Here is a 19,226-nt window from a genome sequence, read left to right on the forward strand (position 1 = left end):
TATGTCGACTTTACTCGCCTTCGAAGAAGCACTGAAAGCCATCGAAGAAAGCGCAAACCTACGCGTTTCAGATGAAGTAATTGCTTTACCTAATGCAACAGGCAGAATTCTGGCTAAGGATATTGTCGCCAATATCTTTGTGCCGCCTTATGACAACAGCGCAATGGATGGTTATGCACTGGTGGCTAAAGACTGGCAAGCAGGCAAAAGCTTTGTAATCAGTCAGCGAATTCCTGCAGGACAACACCCAACGCCTCTTGAAGCCGGTACATGTGCACGTATTTTTACTGGCGCGAGCATTCCTGAAGGTGCGGATACGGTTGTCATGCAAGAAGAGGCTCAGATAGTTAATGGTAAAGTTATTTTTAACCAGCAACCGCCAAGCCAAGATAATATTCGTCCCAAAGGTCAAGACATCAAGGCAGGACAAACGGTTGCTAAAGCAGGTCAGAAATTAACACCGATGCACATTGGCTTACTTTCCAGTTTAGGCATTACGGAGGTCAGCGTATATAAACCGCTGCGTGTGGGCATACTCACGACCGGAGATGAGCTTGTTCCTGCTGGAGAAAACTTAGCGCCAGGGCAAATTTTCAACTCAAATGGTCCAATGTTAAGCGCATTGGTCACTCAAGCTGGCCATCTGGTTTCTCAATGCCTTCATGCTGCAGACACGCCAGAAGACACAGAAACAACCCTTAAAACTTTAATGGCTTCTTCTGATGTGATTTTATCTTCGGGAGGCGTTTCTGTTGGTGAAGAAGATCATGTGAAAACGGTGCTTGAAAAGCTGGGCACAGTGCATCTTTGGAAAATAGCGATTAAGCCGGGAAAACCTTTGGTTCATGCTTCGCTTGATGGCATTCCCTTTATTGGTTTACCTGGCAACCCAAGTTCAACACTCGTGACTTTCCATTGGTTTGCAAGGCTGTTGCTTTCTGTCTGTTCTGGACAAGTTGCTAACCGCCCTCAACCTTATTTGGTTGATGCAGGCTTCAACCGTACCAAAACCATCCAGCGAGATGAGTTCATACGTGTCGCTATAGGTGATGATGGCCTAGCTTATGCTCATCCACAACAAAGCTCTGGCGCTTTGCTAGCGGCTTGTGAAAGCCAAGGCTATCTGCATATTAAAGCCAACACGCCGATTGAATACGGATGTTCCTACTCGTTTTATCCCTTCAATGGTTTTTAGTTCATCATGCAAGTCGAATCAAGCGCCTATCAAATGAAACTTACTAGGCGTTTGGTTCACTCGAAACATCTATAAAAGCTTGCCTTAATAATCCTCTAAACCAGATATGAGCGGCGTCATGTTGAAAGCGCTCATGCCAAATCATCGAATAATCAAACTCTCGTGTTGCAAATGGCAATTCATAGAGAGCCATTTCAGAAGTGCCTTCCACCATATCTTCCGCAAATAGTCGCGGCACGGTGAGCAATAAGTCGCTACTCATTACCATTCTTGCAGCAGGAACAAAATTAGGTAAATGAACGGCTACATTTCGCTTGTAACCCATTTTGTCTAATTCTCTGTCTACCGCAAAATACTCTCGACGCCCTAATACAACTTGTACATGATTCGCTTTTAAGTAATTGTCCAAGGTCAATTCACCTTGAATAGCAGGATGCCCTTTACGAGCCAAACAGACCATTTTGTCACTTTGCAAACGCATGGCGCGAATGCCAGCTGGTGGCTCTTTTGATAGCACAGAAACAGCAAGGTCAATGTTTGTTTGATCCAAGTCCATCACCATGTCTTCATTCCAAGACTTCACATCTAGGATCGCGTCTGGCGCTTGTTGGCGGAATTGATCAAGAATTTTAGGCAGCACCGTTAAGGTACCAAAATCTGTGGTTGATAAAACGAATCGTCGCTGGCTGGTATGCGGCACAAACTCGCTAGGCTGAATTAGACTTTCTAAGCCTTTTAGCATTTCTTTTAAAAGCGGCGCTAGGGTTTGTGTTTTGACCGTGGCAGATAAGCCGTGGGATGTTCTGGTGAATAAAGGGTCGTCGAATACTTCTCTTAAACGAGACAAAGAACGACTCACTGCAGGTTGAGACACCTTAAGCCGAGTCGCTGCTTTCGTCACATTGAGCTCTTCAGTTAATACTTGAAAAACATACAACAAATTCAAATCAATATCAGATAGCTTTATCTCCGACACAGTATCACCTCAGCTCATATTGTTATCATTATAACTAGGAATCATAACAAGCTTTTCAAAGTGACACTAACAGAAGTAAAGGTTTAGGCTAATACAGCTCGAATCTCTTTAGATGTCATGCCTAATAAATACAAAATGCCATCCAAACCAAGGTTATTCATTGGGCACGGTGCTTGTTTACGAACCAAAGGTTTCGCGTGCAAAGCAACACCTAACGCGGCGTGATTCAACATTAAAAGATCGTTCGCACCATCACCACAGGCAATAGTTTGCTCCCAGTTCACTTTTTGCTGCTCAACAATATTCGTCAAGAGCAACTTTTTACGCTCGCCATCAACAATTGGCCCCAGATGCTTACCCGTTAGAGCATTATCTTGAATTTCCAATACGTTTGCGTGTACTTCTGACATGCCATATTCCGCCTGAACGCGATCGGCAAAATAGGTAAAACCACCCGATAAAATAGCGGTATGCCAGCCATAATGATGCAATACCTTCATCAGAGTCGAAATGCCATCCATGTGTTGAATTCTTTTGTAAACACCGTCCATCACATCGCTGCTTAAACCCTTTAACAGCGCAAGACGCTGAACAAAGCTTTCTACGAAATCAATTTCACCACGCATCGCACTTGCTGTTACTGCGGCTATTTGCTCGCCAATGCCAGCATCCACAGCCAATTCATCCATCACTTCGGCTTTAATCAAGGTAGAATCCATATCAAATACCGCAACGCCCGCTTTGCGTATATCTAAAAGTGTGGATTGGAAAATATGATCTACACCTGTTTCATCAGACAGTTCTAGTAATTCAGCTTGCAGAGTCGCCTTGTCTGCAACAGAGCCTTGTAACGCGATTTGAATCACTGAGACAAGGTCTTGATCATCAGTTAATACTTTTGGCGTTCCCGCCAATCCACGCTTACCTAACCATGTGCTAAATTGTTCTAGATATTCAGGGTTCAAAGAACCAATAAGTGTAATACTGGCAGACATAAGCGCTCCTAATTCAATAAGACGCCTACTATAACAAATCGTTTTCTTTTCGCTAAGCACCTGTTCTACTTTAAAGAATTCAGAAAATAGCCGTTATGATGTGTATACTTTAAACATTGTTCTATGAGTTACCTAAAGGAAGTGAATGGACACCCAACCTAAAACCAAAGTAATTGCTGCATTAATTCATAAAAAACTGAGCGCCGCCGTCGTTAATGTTGCCGCTTTTGTTTCTCTTATGATTCTGACAGTGTGTATTTTTTGGTACACCATGACTCATGCTCTAGGTAATTATTTATCTCAGCAAACTGAGGTCTTAGGTAGCAGTTTAGCCACTCAAGCGGCTTTCAACGCAACACAATCCATCCTGACAAATGATCTATTAAGCTTAAATGTGCTGCTGAATCGATTAGTCGTCGACGACAATATTCTTAGCGCTCGCGTTTATAACAAAAAAGATGAACTCCTAGCGGAAGCCAACAGTGGTTCGGCATCCAGCCTATCTGAACAAGATCTCCGACCAAATGAACAACGCAGGGTTTACAGCTCCAGCATCAAATTCAGAGATGAAATTGTTGGACACGTATTAATCACTTTGGACAAAACCCCAGCACAAGCGACACTACAACACCTCAACAACCTATTAATTGGTGTGGCCATTTTCACCAGCGCCATTGCCCTATTACTTATCACCTTATTAACTCGATGGTTGTTTGCTCCCATTAATCATGCAAAAGACGCTCTAGACTCCTATCAGCGAGGAGAAAACGCCTATCCTCTTCCATCGCCGCGGTATAAAGAGGCAAGAGAATTGTGCGAGACCATTCATCAAGTTCAGAAAATGAAGCGCTCTAAAAAGTCACTTGAGAAAGCCGCTAAAGCCAATACAACAGAACAAGACAACAGCACAAAAACTGAGCCTGTAGTGGAAGCCGAGAAAAAGGCACAATTTGAAATTAACTTCGACGCTATATTTGAAGAATCAAAACAACGCAGTTGCCTGCTTTATTTCAACATTACCAACCTTGAAGAATGGCACGAAAATATGACGCCATTACAGGTCGCTAACCTATTAACACCAATCTACCGTGCAATTTTTCAAGCAAGTGAGGCTTATCAAGGTCAGGTTCATCAATACGAAAATGACTCAGCCATCATACTGTTCAGTGCCATCAACAGTGAAGATAACCTCTACACAGACGCGGTAAGCTCAGCACAGCTTTTCTTAGAGCTCATCGAAAAATTACTGGAAAACGAGTTGTATTCAGACACACCAAAGCTGAATTTCCATCTAGGTCTTCATCAAGGCAACCCACATATCACAACCATGGTCAAAGAAAGTGTTTTTGAGCCTGAGAAGATCGAAACACTATTGAAAAGCGTTGGTCAGCTCAGCCAATCAGAAAGCATGAACAAGCTTGTTATCAGCGATGATATTTTCACCTTATCCTACATTCAAAACAGAGTGTTTACAGGGCTTCCTGAAATCATAGAAGTGGATGAAAGCGAAGTGTTGGCTTATGAAGTGAAAGGCATGTCAGATAAGTACAAAAAACAGATTCAAGCTCACGTTGAAAAAATAACTCATGTTGAGTAAGTCTTAAAATAAAAAACCACATGATGAAAGACTCTAAAAGAATATTTCATCATGTGGTTTTTCGGTTTTAGCTTAGAAAACTAATTATCTAAGCTAATCACATCATCTAAAGAAAGGCCTTCTTTATCCATTATTGAGCGTAGCTTTCGTAGGGCTTCCACTTGAATTTGACGAACTCGCTCACGAGTTAAACCAATTTCAATGCCTACATTTTCAAGTGTGCTTGCTTCATGGCCGCGTAAACCAAAGCGACGAGTGATCACGTCTCTTTGTTTCTCACTCAACTCATCTAACCAATGCTCGATACCTTGTAGCACATCACCAGTTTGTCTTTCCGCTTCAGGGTTTTGCTGATGCTCATCAGCTAACACATCCACAAGGCTCTTGTCGTTGTTTTCTCCACCAAATGAAGAATCGATAGAGCTAACACGTTCATTAAGGCGTAACATCTTCTGAACGTCCTCTACAGGACAATCCAGCATAGCCGCAATCTCTTCTGGGCTTGGTTCATGATCAAGCTTCTGGGTTAGCTCACGAGCTGCTCTTAGGTAAACATTGAGTTCTTTTACCACATGAATAGGCAATCGAATGGTTCTGGTTTGATTCATGATGGCGCGTTCAATGGTTTGACGAATCCACCAAGTAGCATAAGTTGAGAAGCGAAAGCCTCGCTCAGGGTCAAACTTTTCAACACCTCGAATCAGTCCTAAGTTGCCTTCTTCAATAAGATCTAACAACGACAAGCCACGATTAAGGTAACGACGAGAAATCTTTACAACAAGACGTAGATTACTTTCGATCATACGCTTACGGGCTTTCTCATCCCCTTTTAACGCAAGGCGAGCATAGTAAACTTCTTCTTCAGCAGTTAACAAAGGCGAAAAGCCAATCTCGCTCAGATACATCTGCGTCACGTCTAAATTTCGTCCACTGTCTGTCTCTGCATATCGAGAGCTAACAGCCGACTCAAATTCTTCATCAATGGCATTTTCATCATAATCATCAACAGGCGCATCAAGATCAAAGTCTGTTGAACCGATTACTTTTTGAGTTTCCTTTTCCACATTGGCCAATTTCATGTCCCCTCCTTAATCCGCTTACATCGCTTAATTATTTTCTGGGTAAAACACTTACTGGATCTATTGGCTGCCCATCTCGGCGCACTTCAAAATGAAGCAAAGGTCGATCCTCACCTTTACCACCAATCACGGCCAAAGAGTCTCCAGCTTTAACGTTCTGCTTTTCCTTAACCAAAATTCTTTCGTTATAGGCGTATGCACTCAAATAAATATCATTGTGTTTAACAATGACCAAGTTCCCATATCCTATTAAACCGCTGCCAGCATAAACAACCGTGCCGCTAGCTGCAGCTTTTACCAAAGCACCCTCTTCAGCTTTGATGTCTATACCTTTACTACTAACGCCAGCATTTGAAAACCCTCTGACAACCGCTCCATCCACTGGCCATGACCAATCACCCACAGGTTTGTCATCTTTTGTATCTGTAATTGGCTCTTTGACCACAGTTTTAGGTGTACTTGTCGTTGCCGTTTTCGGCGGTGTTTTCTTCACTTCTGTAGGAGTTGATGTCGTTGTTTTGGCTGTGCTATTTGATGTTTTTGCAACAACAGTCTTAGCGCCTGAAAGTTTAATTTTCTGGTTAGGATAAATCACATATGGAGCATCGATTCGATTAAATCTTGCCAGTTCTCTATAATCCAAACCGTAGCGGAAAGCTATAGAAAACAGGGTATCCCCGCCTTGAACTCGGTGATATCCAGAAGAAGGAACGGAAGCAACTCTTGCATTATTTGAGGAATAAGATGCGTTATTTTTATCTGAATAATGCAGTACTTCATAAGAGCATCCTGTTAATAAAAAGCACAACAAAGCCAGCTGACAAAAAATATTTATCCGCTTTATTTCGCCACACTTTTTAAAAGAAGCACTTAAGATATTTTTTACCTCGATTATCATTTTTCGGTTAAATATTTCTATTTGTCCGAGTTTCGTAAAAATATGTAAGAAATGAGAATTACGCTCAAAAACCCTACCGAAATGAACAACACTGGATAGGCAAAACTTGTCAAAAAATGAAAATTTGGAACACCCCAAGGTAATACTAAAGACTCTTCAAGTGGTATTTTTTTGTCAGACAAGAGCATCCATTCCGTCACTACTTTCCATGGCCACACCTTTACCAGTGCTCCAAGCATAACACCAGTAAGAGCCGCCAAAGTCATGAAACGCGCTCTATTCAGCAAATAATTCAATATTTTAGAGAAGCTTAGCAAGCCAATTAATGCTCCCGCAGAGAAGATACTGATAACAAGTAAGTCAAAACTCTTAATAGCAGACAAAATAAAGCCATACATGCCCATCATTAGCAGTAAAAAGCTTCCTGAAATACCAGGCAAAATCATTGCGCAAATCGCCACCATTCCCGAGAAAAACACCATTGAAAGCGATGTATTAAATTGTGTCGGAACTAATAAGGAAAGGCTCATACCAACGCCTGCGCCCAGCAGCATTATTAAAAAGTGTCGCCAATTAAATCCCTGTATTTGATTAATAAGTAACTTTGCAGAAGCCAGAATAAGGCCAAAGAAAAAACTCCATAAATAACTTGGATAAACTTCTAATAAATAGGTGACGAATCCAGCTAATATAAAAATACTGGTTAAAATTCCGCTTCCAAGCAACAAAAGAAAAGTGCCATCAAAATACAACCAAAGCGCTTTAAAATCTGCCTTTAAAAGCATTTTTACACTGTCTTTATTCACTCTACTTAACGCTGAAATTAAACGATCATAAACACCTAAAATAAAAGCAATCGTACCGCCGGATACACCAGGCACAACATCAGCAGCTCCCATCAACAAGCCACTCAGATAGATTTTTAGCCCTTTAGGCATGTTCCGTTCCTTCTAGTAAAGGCACAAAGTGCGCTGACTCTGTACCTAGGCATTTCCAGCGATCGCCTTCTTTTCTCCAACAACCTATTTGTGGCGTTGGATGATCAATTGGCATAATCAAAATACCCTGTTGTTTTAAGCAATTAGTTAGCGGGAGCGGTATTTTACTTGCCATTGCAGTAATAATAACGGCATCCATTTCAACTTTATTAGGCCAACCTGCTTGTCCATCGCCAAATAAATATTCGACATTGTTCACGCCCATTGAAGAGAGTCGCTCTTTAGCTTGTTCGTGAAGACGTTTCTGACGCTCAACCGTGTGCACTTTATTGAAGAAATGAGCCAAAATACGAGTCTGATAGCCAGAGCCCGTCCCCACTTCTAAGACGCGACCAAGACGCGCATAAGACAATAACCATTCGGTCATTCTCGCCACTGTCAGTGGTTGACTAATGGTTTGGTTGCGCCCAATTGGCAAAGGGGTTGCAGAATAAGCAAGATGAGAAAAAGCAGGTTCGACAAATTCATGTCGAGGAATGGCTTCCATCAAAGACAACAAGGCTTCATGAGAAATCCCTTCATCCTTGAGTTGCTGAACCATTTTAGAAGCTCTTGGTTCGGTGTGTGTAATTAACCCATTAAGATCATGTTGGCTCATAACGCTAACGTGTCTGTCCATTTTTTAAGAGGTGACTGCGCATCATAGCAAGTCATATCCGTATGAATTGGAGTAATCGAAACATAACCATTTTCGACAGCCCAAAAGTCTGTGCCATCAGAGCTATCATGAGGCTCAGATAACGCACCAATCCAAAAACTAGGTAAACCTCTAGGGTGTTGTGCCGAAATCGGTGCTTGAGCTTGATGACGATAACCAAGACGAGTTACCTGCAAGCCTTTCAGTTCGTCGTAAGGAAGATCCGGAACATTGATGTTCAGCAAAATACCCGCTGGCAATACAAGAGTATGTGAATCCTCTAGTAACTGAAGAATCACCTTCGCTGCCGTATCGAAGTGTTGATTCCCCACCAAAGAAACCGCCAACGCTGGACGACCCAGATGACGTGCTTCCATTGCCGCCGCAACCGTCCCTGAATAAATAACATCATCACCTAAATTAGGCCCATGATTGATACCTGATACAACAAGATCAACATGACCATCAATCATTCCAGACAAAGCTAAGTTCACGCAGTCCGTTGGCGTTCCATCAACACGATAGCTGTGCTCTGCCACTTCTACTGGCTGCAAAGGCCGCGTCAGCGTTAATGAATTACTCGCGCCACTGCGGTTACGATCTGGTGCTACGGTTAAAACTTCGTATTGCTGCTCTAAATGTTTTACTAAGGTTTGTATGCCAAGAGCATCAATCCCATCATCATTCGCGATCAATATTCTCATGGTGTTTCTCTATCGACTTGTCCGTAAAATCTATCATTTCGCGCAATATACTGGTCGCAAAACAACCTTTAGGTAACGAAAACTCCACGATCAATTGTGTATTTCCTTCTGTTTCTTTAAGCAATTCCCAAGCCATATTCATTGGCACAAGGCGAGCCAAGCGGCTGTCTCTTGAAAGATCAAACCCTAACAGAGCTTCAGCTAAATCCCAATTATCGGCTAAAGAATCTTTAATGGCTTTCTCTCGTTGAGGGCCTGTTCCTGCTTCCCAGCCTTCAGTGATTAACGGCAAAACAGGACTAATTTCCCCTCGCATCACACTTAGGTAAATTAGCGCACTTAAATCTTTCGCACGGAACTGCTCATCTTTACGCTGAAATTGCGCGATATCGCCATCACATAAACGAGACCACATACCATTTTCAACTTGATCACTTAACGCTTGGTTAAAGCACCAAGAACGTATAGCAGATAACCAAAACGATTCTGTCTTAGAAAGTTTCCGACGGCTTTGTCGCCCTTTTAGTACAAAGCTCTTACCGTTAACTAAATTATTACCATTAATACCAAAACGCTGAGGGCCGTAATAATTAGGAACACCGCCTTCTTTTATAAGATGTAAACGGCTTTCAAGATCGTTCAAGTCGCCAGCGATGCCACGTAAGCGAATAACAAAACGGTTTGACGCATGCGCTCCTGTACGAAGTTTTTTGGAATGCCTAAGCTGTGCAATCACACGCACATTTTCCGGCTCTCTAAAAGCTTCTTGAATAGTGGAAAGATCAGGTTCTTCATTCAATACATGCAAGCAGAACCATTGGCGTGTACAAGCATGACGATCTTTCACACCACTGTAAGTCACTTTATTAGGTGCAATGCCAGCAACCTGAGCCAACCGCTTAGCAAGGAAATCGGTATTAACGCCTTCTTTTTCGATGAAGACAAAGCAGAATTCGCCTTTTCCATCTGGCTCGAAACCTAACTGCTCTTCAACATAAAAATCCTGAACATGTGTCTTCAGGTCACCTGTCGCAATAGGTTTAGACCAAGCGTATCGCCATTCAGTGTTCATACTTTACCTTGACTAGAAAGCTCTAAATTACATTGAGCTTGTTGAAAAATGAGCGCGACCGCTTCAACTGCAATGCCTTCTTTGCGACCTGTAAAGCCAAGCTTTTCTGTTGTGGTTGCTTTGACATTAACGGCACCAATATCTATCGCTAGATCTTCCGCAATATTTGCTCGCATTGCATCGATATGAAGGCGCATTTTAGGAGCTTCAGCAATGATAGTAACGTCCACATTGCCAACTAAAAAGCCTAATGCCATCACTTCCTGATAAGCACGTTTTAATAATACACGACTGTCTGCTCCAGCAAACTCAGCATCCGTATCTGGAAAGAGTTTACCTATATCACCCAATGCAGCAGCACCAAGCAAGGCATCGGTTAACGCATGTAAAGCCACATCGCCATCTGAATGGGCAATCAAACCGTGCGAATAAGGAATCGAAACACCACCTAAAACGATATGGTCACCTTCACCAAATTTGTGAACATCAAAACCATGACCAATTCGAAATGGCATCATAATAACAACTCCTGAAAATTAACTGTCTTTTGTATTGGAAGAATGAAGATAAGAAAATAGTGCCTCAGCAATTAATAAGTCTTCTGGCAAAGTCACCTTAATGTTACTACTTTCTCCCATTAAGAAATCTGGATGATACCCCATAAACTCCATTGCAGAACATTCGTCTGTCACAGCAAGGCCTTTTCTCTGAGCTTCTAGTAAAGCCTGTCGAAGTGTATCTATGGGGAATTTTTGAGGCGTCTGAGCCAACCATATTGAGTTTCTATCTAATGTTTTATCAACAGACAAAGACTCAGACAATTGCAGTTTTATTGTGTCTCTTGCTGGCATAGCCAAAAGTGCGCCCTGCTCAGATTTATGAGCGATCACTCTGTCTAACGCAGCATGAGTTAATAAAGGTCGTGCAGCATCGTGCACTAGAACGTCTTGCGTGGCATCAGTAAGATTCGATAAAAAATCTAAACCTTTTAATACAGTATCACTGCGTTCTTTACCGCCCACAAACGAATGCACATCCGCATGATGAAACCACTTAGATTCCGACCAATAAGCATCATCCTGACCTATGCCAACGGCAACGCCAGAAATAGCAAGATGCGATAAAAAAATAGCAATGGTTCGATCTAAAATACTTTGCCCTGCAAGCGGTAAATATTGTTTAGGACAGTCGGCTTGCATGCGCTGACCAACACCTGCAGCGGGAATCACTACCCATAAAGATTGCGTCATTTTTTATTCACCATCCGATAAAAAATCTCACCATCTTTAATGTATTGCAGCTCTGTGCGGACATGCTCTTCCACCGCTTCTTCACCAAGGCGAAGGTCTTCGACTTGAGCTCTAAGCGCATCATTTCGATGTTTCAAACGCTGATTTATACGTTCTTGATAAGCAATTTGTTTTGCCAATTCCTCTTGTCTCTTTATCCCTTGATCACCAAAGTACAAATGATAGGCTTGGTAACCAACAGCACAAACAAAAAAGGCCAGTAACAAACGCGTCATAACATCCTCAATGACTAAAAAAAGATTCCCTTATATTAAGGGAATTGAGTTAAAAAAGTATAAAAAAAGGGAGAACAAAGTTCTCCCTTTTTCAGATCAAGGTAATGTTACGCCTGACCTTTGATCTCAGAAAGACCTTTATAAGGAGCTTTGCCACCTAATTGTTCTTCGATACGCAACAATTGGTTGTACTTAGAAACACGGTCTGAACGGCATAGAGAACCCGTTTTAATTTGACCTGCTGCTGTACCAACAGCCAAATCAGCGATAGTCGCGTCTTCAGTTTCACCAGAACGGTGAGAAATAACTGCAGTGTAACCCGCTGCTTTCGCCATTTTGATCGCTTCTAGTGTTTCAGTCAAAGAACCAATTTGGTTAAATTTGATCAAGATAGAGTTTGCGATACCTTCATCAATACCACGCTTAAGGATCTTAGTGTTCGTTACGAACAAATCGTCACCTACTAGCTGAATTTTGTCGCCAAGAATCTTAGTTTGGTAAGCAAAACCTTCCCAGTCAGATTCATTCAAGCCATCTTCGATAGAAACGATTGGGTAAGCTTCACAAAGCTCAGCCAAGTAATCAGAGAAACCTTCTGAAGTGAATACTTTACCTTCACCTTTTAGGTTGTACTGACCATCTTCGTAGAATTCAGAAGCGGCACAGTCCATCGCTAATGTGATGTCTTTACCAAGCTCGTAACCAGCTGCAGATACTGCTTCTTTGATTACAGCCAATGCTTCTGCGTTAGAAGCAAGGTTTGGAGCAAAACCACCTTCATCACCTACAGCAGTATTCAAACCACGAGCACTTAGTACTTTTTTCAATGCGTGGAAGATTTCTGCACCGTAACGCAATGCTTCACGGAAGTTAGGCGCGCCAACTGGCTGAATCATAAACTCTTGAATATCAACGTTGTTGTCTGCGTGCTCACCACCATTGATGATGTTCATCATAGGAACAGGCATGGAATAAACACCTGGTGTGCCGTTGATGTCAGCAATATGAACATATAAAGGTACTTTTTTGGAGATTGCTGCTGCTTTTGCTGCTGCCAAAGAAACAGCCAAAATAGCATTTGCACCAAATGTAGATTTGTTTTCTGTGCCATCTAGATCGATCATGATCTTATCAAGCTCTGCTTGAGCAAGTGCATCTTTACCAATCAAAGCGTCACGAATTGGACCATTTACAGCCGCAACCGCTTTCAATACGCCTTTACCTAGGTAACGACTTTTATCACCGTCACGTAATTCCAAAGCTTCACGAGAACCTGTAGATGCACCAGATGGAGCACACGCAGAACCCACAGAACCATCCGCAAGAATTACGTCTGCTTCTACTGTTGGATTACCACGAGAATCTAGAACTTCTCTGCCTTTAATATCAACGATCTGACTCATAACAAACCTCTTTAAATATATGAAAAATCACAAACTGCTTGTTTGATCTGTTTATTTTTCTTTTCCTGCATACTTCAACGCTGCATGAACGAAGGCGCTAAATAAGCCGTGTCCATATCGTGGTGTTGAAGTAAACTCTGGGTGAAATTGGCAAGCAACAAACCAAGGATGATCAGCAATTTCTACCATCTCAACCAATGAGTTATCTTCTGAACGACCAGAAATCGTTAAACCTGCTTTCTCTAATGCAGAAATATAGAAGTTATTTACTTCATAACGATGACGGTGACGCTCTTTAATCACAGCTTCACCATAAGCTTCAAACGCTTTAGTGCCTTCTGCTAGATTACAGTTCTGTGCGCCAAGACGCATCGTACCACCTAGATCAGATTGCTCTGACCGGATTTCTTTAGAACCTTCTGAGTTTGTCCATTCTGTAATCAGACCAACAACAGGATTCTCTGCTTTTAAGTTAAATTCTGTACTGTGAGCGCCAGCCAATTTTGCAACGTTACGAGCAAACTCGATAACCGCAACCTGCATACCCAAACAAATACCTAAATAAGGTACTTTGTTTTCACGAGCATATTGAGCCGTAAGAATTTTACCTTCTACACCACGCTCACCAAAACCGCCAGGAACAAGAATCGCATCCATTCCTTTTAGGCATTCAGTACCATTTTCTTCAATGCTTTCAGAATCGATGTAATGCAACTTCACTTTCGTTCTAGCATGAATACCAGCGTGATCCATCGCCTCAATCAGAGACTTATAAGCATCCAACAACTCCATGTATTTACCAACCATGGCGATATTGATTTGCTTCTCAGGATTCAATTTGGCTTGTGTAACCTTATTCCAAATATCCAGATTTGGCATGTTGCAATCTAGATTGAAGTATTCAACGATCAAGCTATCTAAGCCTTGGTCATTTAGCATTTGAGGAATACGGTAAATCGTATCGGCATCTGGAAGGGAAATAACCGCACGCTCTTCAACGCTTGTGAAAAGTGCAATTTTCTTACGTTCTGGCGCTTCAATAGTCACTTCAGAACGACAGATAAGGATATCTGGCTGGATACCGATCGAACGTAATTCTTTAACAGAATGCTGAGTCGGTTTGGTTTTAGTTTCGCCTGCTGTACGAATGTAAGGAACCAAGGTCAAATGCATAAACATCGCACGACGGGAACCTAACTCTACTTTTAGCTGACGAACTGCTTCCAAGAAAGGTTGGGATTCGATATCACCCACTGTGCCACCGATTTCAACTAACGCCACATCTGAGCCTTCAGCACCAGAAATAACACGTCGTTTAATTTCGTCTGTAATATGAGGGATAACCTGAACCGTTCCACCTAAGTATTCACCGCGACGTTCTTTCTTCAAAACGTGCTGGTAAACACGACCACTGGTAAAGTTATTGCGTTTACCCATTTTGGTCGAAATGAAACGTTCGTAGTGACCAAGGTCTAGATCGGTTTCAGCGCCGTCTTCTGTTACGTAAACTTCGCCGTGCTGGAAAGGACTCATGGTACCTGGATCGACGTTAATGTACGGATCCAACTTTAACATGGTAACTTTTAGCCCACGAGATTCAAGAATGGCTGCTAAGGATGCTGACGCCAAACCTTTACCAAGAGATGAAACGACACCACCTGTAACGAAAATATATCGTGTTGCCATGAGTGTTTAACCCGCCTTAAAATAGAAAAAAAATAGATTTGATGGCACAGAAAAATGCACCTTCAGGACGGGGGAAAATAATAACATCGCGCGCCCTTTCACTCAATGTAAAACAACACTGTTTTATACAGCAAAAACCATTAGTAATACAAATACTATCAAAGCTCCCCCATCAACTCCAAGCTAAGATTACCTTATAACAACAAAGTATCAGTCTATGGCCTTTTTCGCGTACCAAGGGATGATTTAACCATGAGGGAAAAAGCTATTTTTGATTTCTGTTCGACTTATGAGCAATGCTAATTTAGAGTAGCTTCACTCTACTCAAGGCTCAGCTAAAATCAGGAACAGCTATGGCAACGTCACCACTGGAACACTTCTACTCCAACTCAGCAGACATCAAACAAGCTTTGGAAAAAATACAAAGTGCAGTGAATAAGCCCCATAGAACCCTGATTGGATTAACTGGCGGGCCAGGTTCAGGCAAAAGCACATTAGCGGAATACATAACGTCTTATTTTTCTGAGCATCAACAACAAGTGACTAGCCTATCAATGGATGGTTTTCATCTTTCCAAAACCCAGCTCAGTGAACTGCCTAACCCAGAAGAAGCCTTTGCAAGACGAGGGGCACCTTGGACATTTGATAGCCATGCGTTTGCAGAACGCATCAAAAGCATTCATCAAAGCTATCAAACAAAAGACGTTTTATGGCCTAGCTTTGACCACAGCATAGGAGACCCAGTTGAAGATGACCTCCTCATCAGTAAAAACGCTAAAGTCATCTTGGTTGAAGGCTTGTATTTGCTTCATCCACAAGATGGCTGGCAAAACGCCAAGCCATTATTTGATGAACACTGGTTCTTGGATATACCGATCGAAATTGCCACAGAACGATTAGCAAAACGCCACATGGCAGCGTGGGGATTTAGCCATGAACAGGCAATGGACAGAATCCAACAAAGCGATGGACTCAATGCAGAATTGGTTGCATCAACCAAAGACAAGGCAAATTGGCTTATACAAAATTAACCTTAGGCCCAATCATCAAACAAAAGTAAATCCGTGGATACTACAAAGTGCCAATCGGCACTTCTAAACAATTAGTCGATTCTCTTGTTGGCTGACCAACCATTTCGTCATAAGCACTCTGATGTCGAAGCACCATAGCGCCCACTTGTTTATCCTTAAACAAATCCTGCAAATCTTGTTTATTATGACTCGTGAGGAACTTACCTTTACCGTCTAAGAGAAACACTTCCTCACCATCCATCATCACAGACACCTGATACAAATTTGGCGCCAGTGAATGAATCACCACCTTTTCAAATGAAAGCACACTTTGAAGCTCTTTGACCTGCATCTTGACTCTCTCCCTTATAGATTTAATCTCGATGTAAACTTTTACGTCAAAAATGCCCAAATGGTTCACGGATGGAAAACCTGCAGTGCATGACTACGATGTACTACCGATTTACAGGAAATAAGTTATGACAACGGCCAGTATTAAATTAAGAGGAAAAGGCCAGTATCGTGTCGAAAACACGCTATTATAGGGCTTCAAAGCAAATTGAATATTAGGCTAGAATTGGCAAGATAATAGAAGATGATCCAAACTTACCTTATAAATTTGTTAAGTAAGCTATTATAGTGAAAGCAGAAAAGCTGGAACCTATACAATCTTGGCTAAACACCTAAAGAAGTATCACTAATCACGTAAAGGATTACTAATAGTGAAAAGATTTGCTTTTGTCAGCGATGCCGCTGAACGCGAATACAAGGATTTACCAGTAAAGATTCAAGATGAATTTGGGAAGGACTTAAGACGAATTCAATATGGGCAGGATCCAGAACTGGCAATTAAACATCTAAATAGTATAGGAACAGGCGTTGTTGAGCTAAAGATCAACGGTAGTCCAGCATTTAGATGTGTTTATGTCACTAAATATTTGGACGCCGTTATAGTGCTGCACTCATTCACAAAAACAACAAATGGCGTTGATAAGAAAGCAATGAATATCGCAGAACAACGCTTGAAGGATTTAAAAGCAGAGCTGCCTTAAACTGTCTGAGCCTTCGAAATAGCAATAGATGCTTCATGCAGTGAAGGCATAGACGTATGAGCCCTAAAACCCAAAGTATCTAGCATGTCAAACATTGCATCAATGGTGAATTTTTCGATTTTTGCATTTTTTAAATCCGATATTCTAGACTGTTTAATACCTAACTTCTCGGCAGCCTCCACCTGAGTCCAACCCTGCTCTTTAATTAGATTAGACAGCATAATGGAGAGATCCATTTTCATAGCCATTTTGCTTGCTGTTTCGTTGTCATGAGTTACATGAAACGGAGTGTCGTAGAACTGTAGCGCCATGACGCATCTCCAATACTTGATTAAACCAGATTATATAAAATTTTAGATAATTTGCAAATAATATTTCTACATCAGAAACAGCGACACATTGGACGTCGAGTCATAATACTTTATGAGCTTATAAGGAAAACATGGCTCCTCAGCAACCTAATTGGAGAGCCTTTTTAAGCCACTGCACCACGATTATCCTTGTTGTAGCCCCCATCAAAAGACGTTAAACCTACACCTTACTTAAAGGAATAAGCAACAATATGAAAAAGCGCGTATTCAAAGGTACCGAGGGTAACTTGTTGTGCGAAATCAATCGGAATGAATGTACTTTGGCAGGACAAGTCAGGTTTGGCTCCTTGTATAGGAAAAGAGCCACCCCGTTCAGCCGTAATTAATAATAGTGATTAGATAACAGAGCATTAAAAAGGAACATGAAAATATTCTTTTTGGAGAAATTCTACGGCCTCAACGCCCTGTTAACAGGCTAAATATATTTGACTAAAATAAGCGACGTTGGAGCAAAAACAGCTATTTCTTGTCCTGCTGAAATGACTTGTTAGCTTTACCTTACACTTTAACTTCATTTAACTTCCATGAATGAACGTCCGGCTCACAACGATTGAGCGCTATACCACGACCGCGGCAAAGCTCTTTAAAGTTAGCGAACTCAATCTCAGTCGTTGTTTTAGTACGAGAGATATTTTTATAAACATACCTCCCCAAGTATACATTTACAATTGAATCTTTTGGTATCTGTAGGCAGTAAATAGGACGACCTAAACTCTTAGGTTTTTTTTGAATCCAGTCACCTGAAACATTTGAAAACGTTCCACCCTCAGAATGATAACCATATGGTGAATCCACTAAACGTTTTACAACCCTGACTTCTTCCTCGTAGCTCCATTCAGAAGATTTATATAAAAATGCACGTTTAGTTATGTTGTAAAAGTCGGAATTAAAGCCAGTTGCATCTTTACCTATATTCATTAGTTCTTCTGTATAATGCTCAAAATTCGAAAACTTAGGCTTACTGGCAGTATAAATAACTTCTCCGTATTGAGCAGGAATGATCGAGCTTTGAGGGCAAGTAAGTCCAGCTTTTTCGACATCAATACCGATAGCAACACCTTGGTGTGAATCACCATAGTGCGCCCACATTAATGGGTTTAATGGCTCTCTAGTTAATGAGAGTAAAGCGTAGTTTCGAGAGAAGCGACTTCGGTATGCATTTGTGACCATGCTTGCTGACATTTCCCCATCAGAGAAACCTAGCGCAGTACATTCAAAAGGATCGTTCAAGTCTTCGATACAAGAAAAGGCAATTGAGGCATTTTCAATAATATCTAATGCCGTTTTAAAACTTACGTATTTATATAAGATCACTCAACTATCCAATGTAAAGTTAACGTCACCAACAACGGCAGATAAAATTGGCGCGGCTTTTGGAACAAAAGACGTGACACTTTTGGCTGTCCAAGAAGTACAGCGACTGATATTGCTTGGCCTTGTTAAATTCATTTACTTGTAGAAAGCGCCTTAATTAAGTCTATTACATCCGGCGGTTTGATAGTAGTTGGACTACCAACGGCAGTTGCCCATACGCAAAGAACTACGCAAACCAAAAGAAATTGCCAGGCCCCTTTTTTCTGAAACCAACTGAGTAGAATGCCATTTGCTAAACATGCAAAACTGAAAAAGCAAAGTATAAACGCTAGTAGCTGAGATATAGGTAGATTGAATAAACTAAACATGGATATGGCTGCCTCATCGCTGACAGATTTAAGCATCCATGCAAACCGTACCCACCACCGTGCGGGCTTTAAATTATTCATTTTTTCATAGCTATCAATCAAGATCAAGCCTAAGAATTTAACATCTATGGACACTCCGATTTTTGCAAGCAAAATCAAGTATTAACAAGAGTAGTTTTGCAGCCATCTATTCGGATTTTTTACGAGGCATTAATTGCCTTTATCCCTGATACTTACCTGCAAATAAAAGCGCTGACTTGCTTCTAATCATTTTAGCGTTTTCAACGAAACGATGTTAGTCCCAGAATTTCCAAGTCACGGTCTTACCTATCTCGTCATCACTCTT

General features: G+C 41.5%; 21 protein-coding genes. 4 read left to right on the forward strand and 17 right to left on the reverse strand.

What is annotated here, in order from left to right:
* The first annotated feature begins 1 nt into the window (after nt 1).
* Nucleotides 2-1,195, forward strand: a complete 1,194-nt coding sequence (locus tag ACMUMQ_RS01785) for a molybdopterin molybdotransferase MoeA (RefSeq protein WP_414680336.1) — start codon at nt 2-4, stop codon at nt 1,193-1,195.
* 43 nt (nt 1,196-1,238) lie between these two features.
* On the opposite strand, the gene ACMUMQ_RS01790 is transcribed toward ACMUMQ_RS01785, so the two are convergent.
* Together ACMUMQ_RS01790 and serB are read right to left on the reverse strand one after the other, a co-directional pair.
* Complete coding sequence (locus ACMUMQ_RS01790) at nt 1,239-2,171, reverse strand: LysR family transcriptional regulator (RefSeq protein ID WP_414680337.1); 933 nt, start codon at nt 2,169-2,171, stop codon at nt 1,239-1,241.
* Between the two features lie 83 nt (nt 2,172-2,254).
* Nucleotides 2,255-3,166, reverse strand: a complete 912-nt coding sequence (serB, locus tag ACMUMQ_RS01795; protein ID WP_414680338.1) for a phosphoserine phosphatase SerB — start codon at nt 3,164-3,166, stop codon at nt 2,255-2,257.
* Nucleotides 3,167-3,311: 145 nt separating this feature from the next.
* Between serB and ACMUMQ_RS01800 the strand changes: the two genes are divergently transcribed.
* Entirely contained in the window at nt 3,312-4,763 is a 1,452-nt protein-coding gene (locus ACMUMQ_RS01800; protein ID WP_414680339.1) for an AhpA/YtjB family protein, read from the forward strand.
* Between the two features lie 80 nt (nt 4,764-4,843).
* Here ACMUMQ_RS01800 and rpoS read toward each other — a convergent pair whose 3' ends face one another.
* The 11 genes from rpoS to pyrG form a co-directional block, all read right to left on the reverse strand.
* A complete protein-coding gene (gene rpoS, locus ACMUMQ_RS01805; RefSeq protein ID WP_414680340.1) occupies nt 4,844-5,842 on the reverse strand; it encodes an RNA polymerase sigma factor RpoS in 999 nt (332 codons plus the stop codon).
* 31 nt (nt 5,843-5,873) lie between these two features.
* Nucleotides 5,874-6,740 carry a peptidoglycan DD-metalloendopeptidase family protein gene (locus ACMUMQ_RS01810; protein WP_414680341.1) on the reverse strand — a complete coding sequence of 289 codons (867 nt, stop codon included), beginning with the start codon at nt 6,738-6,740 and terminating at the stop codon, nt 5,874-5,876.
* A 17-nt stretch (nt 6,741-6,757) separates the two neighbouring features.
* Entirely contained in the window at nt 6,758-7,678 is a 921-nt protein-coding gene (locus tag ACMUMQ_RS01815) for a DUF368 domain-containing protein (protein ID WP_414680342.1), read from the reverse strand.
* Nucleotides 7,671-8,357, reverse strand: coding sequence for a protein-L-isoaspartate(D-aspartate) O-methyltransferase (locus ACMUMQ_RS01820; RefSeq protein ID WP_414680343.1), 687 nt, complete (start codon nt 8,355-8,357; stop codon nt 7,671-7,673). The genes ACMUMQ_RS01815 and ACMUMQ_RS01820 overlap by 8 nt, the downstream gene beginning before the upstream one ends.
* Nucleotides 8,333-9,079 carry a 5'/3'-nucleotidase SurE gene (surE, locus tag ACMUMQ_RS01825; protein WP_414680344.1) on the reverse strand — a complete coding sequence of 249 codons (747 nt, stop codon included), beginning with the start codon at nt 9,077-9,079 and terminating at the stop codon, nt 8,333-8,335. The genes ACMUMQ_RS01820 and surE overlap by 25 nt, the downstream gene beginning before the upstream one ends.
* A complete protein-coding gene (gene truD, locus ACMUMQ_RS01830) occupies nt 9,057-10,151 on the reverse strand; it encodes a tRNA pseudouridine(13) synthase TruD (RefSeq protein ID WP_414680345.1) in 1,095 nt (364 codons plus the stop codon). The genes surE and truD overlap by 23 nt, the downstream gene beginning before the upstream one ends.
* A complete protein-coding gene (gene ispF / locus ACMUMQ_RS01835; RefSeq protein WP_414680346.1) occupies nt 10,148-10,669 on the reverse strand; it encodes a 2-C-methyl-D-erythritol 2,4-cyclodiphosphate synthase in 522 nt (173 codons plus the stop codon). Before ispF ends, truD begins: the two co-directional genes overlap by 4 nt.
* Before the next feature lie 18 nt (nt 10,670-10,687).
* Nucleotides 10,688-11,401, reverse strand: coding sequence for a 2-C-methyl-D-erythritol 4-phosphate cytidylyltransferase (ispD, locus tag ACMUMQ_RS01840; protein WP_414680347.1), 714 nt, complete (start codon nt 11,399-11,401; stop codon nt 10,688-10,690).
* Nucleotides 11,398-11,676 (reverse strand): FtsB family cell division protein, encoded by a 279-nt coding sequence (locus ACMUMQ_RS01845; protein WP_414680348.1) that lies wholly within the window; start codon nt 11,674-11,676, stop codon nt 11,398-11,400. The genes ispD and ACMUMQ_RS01845 overlap by 4 nt, the downstream gene beginning before the upstream one ends.
* A gap of 107 nt (nt 11,677-11,783) precedes the next feature.
* Complete coding sequence (eno, locus tag ACMUMQ_RS01850; protein ID WP_414680349.1) at nt 11,784-13,079, reverse strand: phosphopyruvate hydratase; 1,296 nt, start codon at nt 13,077-13,079, stop codon at nt 11,784-11,786.
* A gap of 51 nt (nt 13,080-13,130) precedes the next feature.
* Nucleotides 13,131-14,765 carry a CTP synthase gene (gene pyrG / locus ACMUMQ_RS01855; RefSeq protein WP_347982931.1) on the reverse strand — a complete coding sequence of 545 codons (1,635 nt, stop codon included), beginning with the start codon at nt 14,763-14,765 and terminating at the stop codon, nt 13,131-13,133.
* Between the two features lie 353 nt (nt 14,766-15,118).
* On the opposite strand from pyrG, the gene ACMUMQ_RS01860 reads away from it, so the two are divergent.
* A complete protein-coding gene (locus ACMUMQ_RS01860) occupies nt 15,119-15,796 on the forward strand; it encodes a P-loop NTPase fold protein (RefSeq protein ID WP_414680350.1) in 678 nt (225 codons plus the stop codon).
* Nucleotides 15,797-15,836: 40 nt separating this feature from the next.
* Here ACMUMQ_RS01860 and ACMUMQ_RS01865 read toward each other — a convergent pair whose 3' ends face one another.
* The gene (locus ACMUMQ_RS01865) at nt 15,837-16,127 is read right to left on the reverse strand and encodes a DUF6482 family protein (RefSeq protein ID WP_414680351.1); all 291 of its coding nucleotides are present in this window, start codon (nt 16,125-16,127) and stop codon (nt 15,837-15,839) included.
* 370 nt (nt 16,128-16,497) lie between these two features.
* Between ACMUMQ_RS01865 and ACMUMQ_RS01870 the strand changes: the two genes are divergently transcribed.
* Nucleotides 16,498-16,827, forward strand: a complete 330-nt coding sequence (locus ACMUMQ_RS01870; RefSeq protein WP_414680352.1) for a type II toxin-antitoxin system RelE/ParE family toxin — start codon at nt 16,498-16,500, stop codon at nt 16,825-16,827.
* On the opposite strand, the gene ACMUMQ_RS01875 is transcribed toward ACMUMQ_RS01870, so the two are convergent.
* The 3 genes from ACMUMQ_RS01875 to ACMUMQ_RS01885 form a co-directional block, all read right to left on the reverse strand.
* Complete coding sequence (locus tag ACMUMQ_RS01875) at nt 16,824-17,138, reverse strand: helix-turn-helix domain-containing protein (RefSeq protein ID WP_414680353.1); 315 nt, start codon at nt 17,136-17,138, stop codon at nt 16,824-16,826. The two genes, ACMUMQ_RS01870 and ACMUMQ_RS01875, sit on opposite strands and share 4 nt — an antisense overlap.
* Before the next feature lie 558 nt (nt 17,139-17,696).
* Nucleotides 17,697-18,512 (reverse strand): DUF2971 domain-containing protein, encoded by an 816-nt coding sequence (locus ACMUMQ_RS01880; RefSeq protein WP_414680354.1) that lies wholly within the window; start codon nt 18,510-18,512, stop codon nt 17,697-17,699.
* Entirely contained in the window at nt 18,513-18,647 is a 135-nt protein-coding gene (locus ACMUMQ_RS01885; RefSeq protein ID WP_414680355.1) for a hypothetical protein, read from the reverse strand.
* Nucleotides 18,648-19,226: the final 579 nt, after the last annotated feature.

The organism is Marinomonas algae, assembly GCF_047525555.1.
Taxonomy (GTDB): domain Bacteria; phylum Pseudomonadota; class Gammaproteobacteria; order Pseudomonadales; family Marinomonadaceae; genus Marinomonas.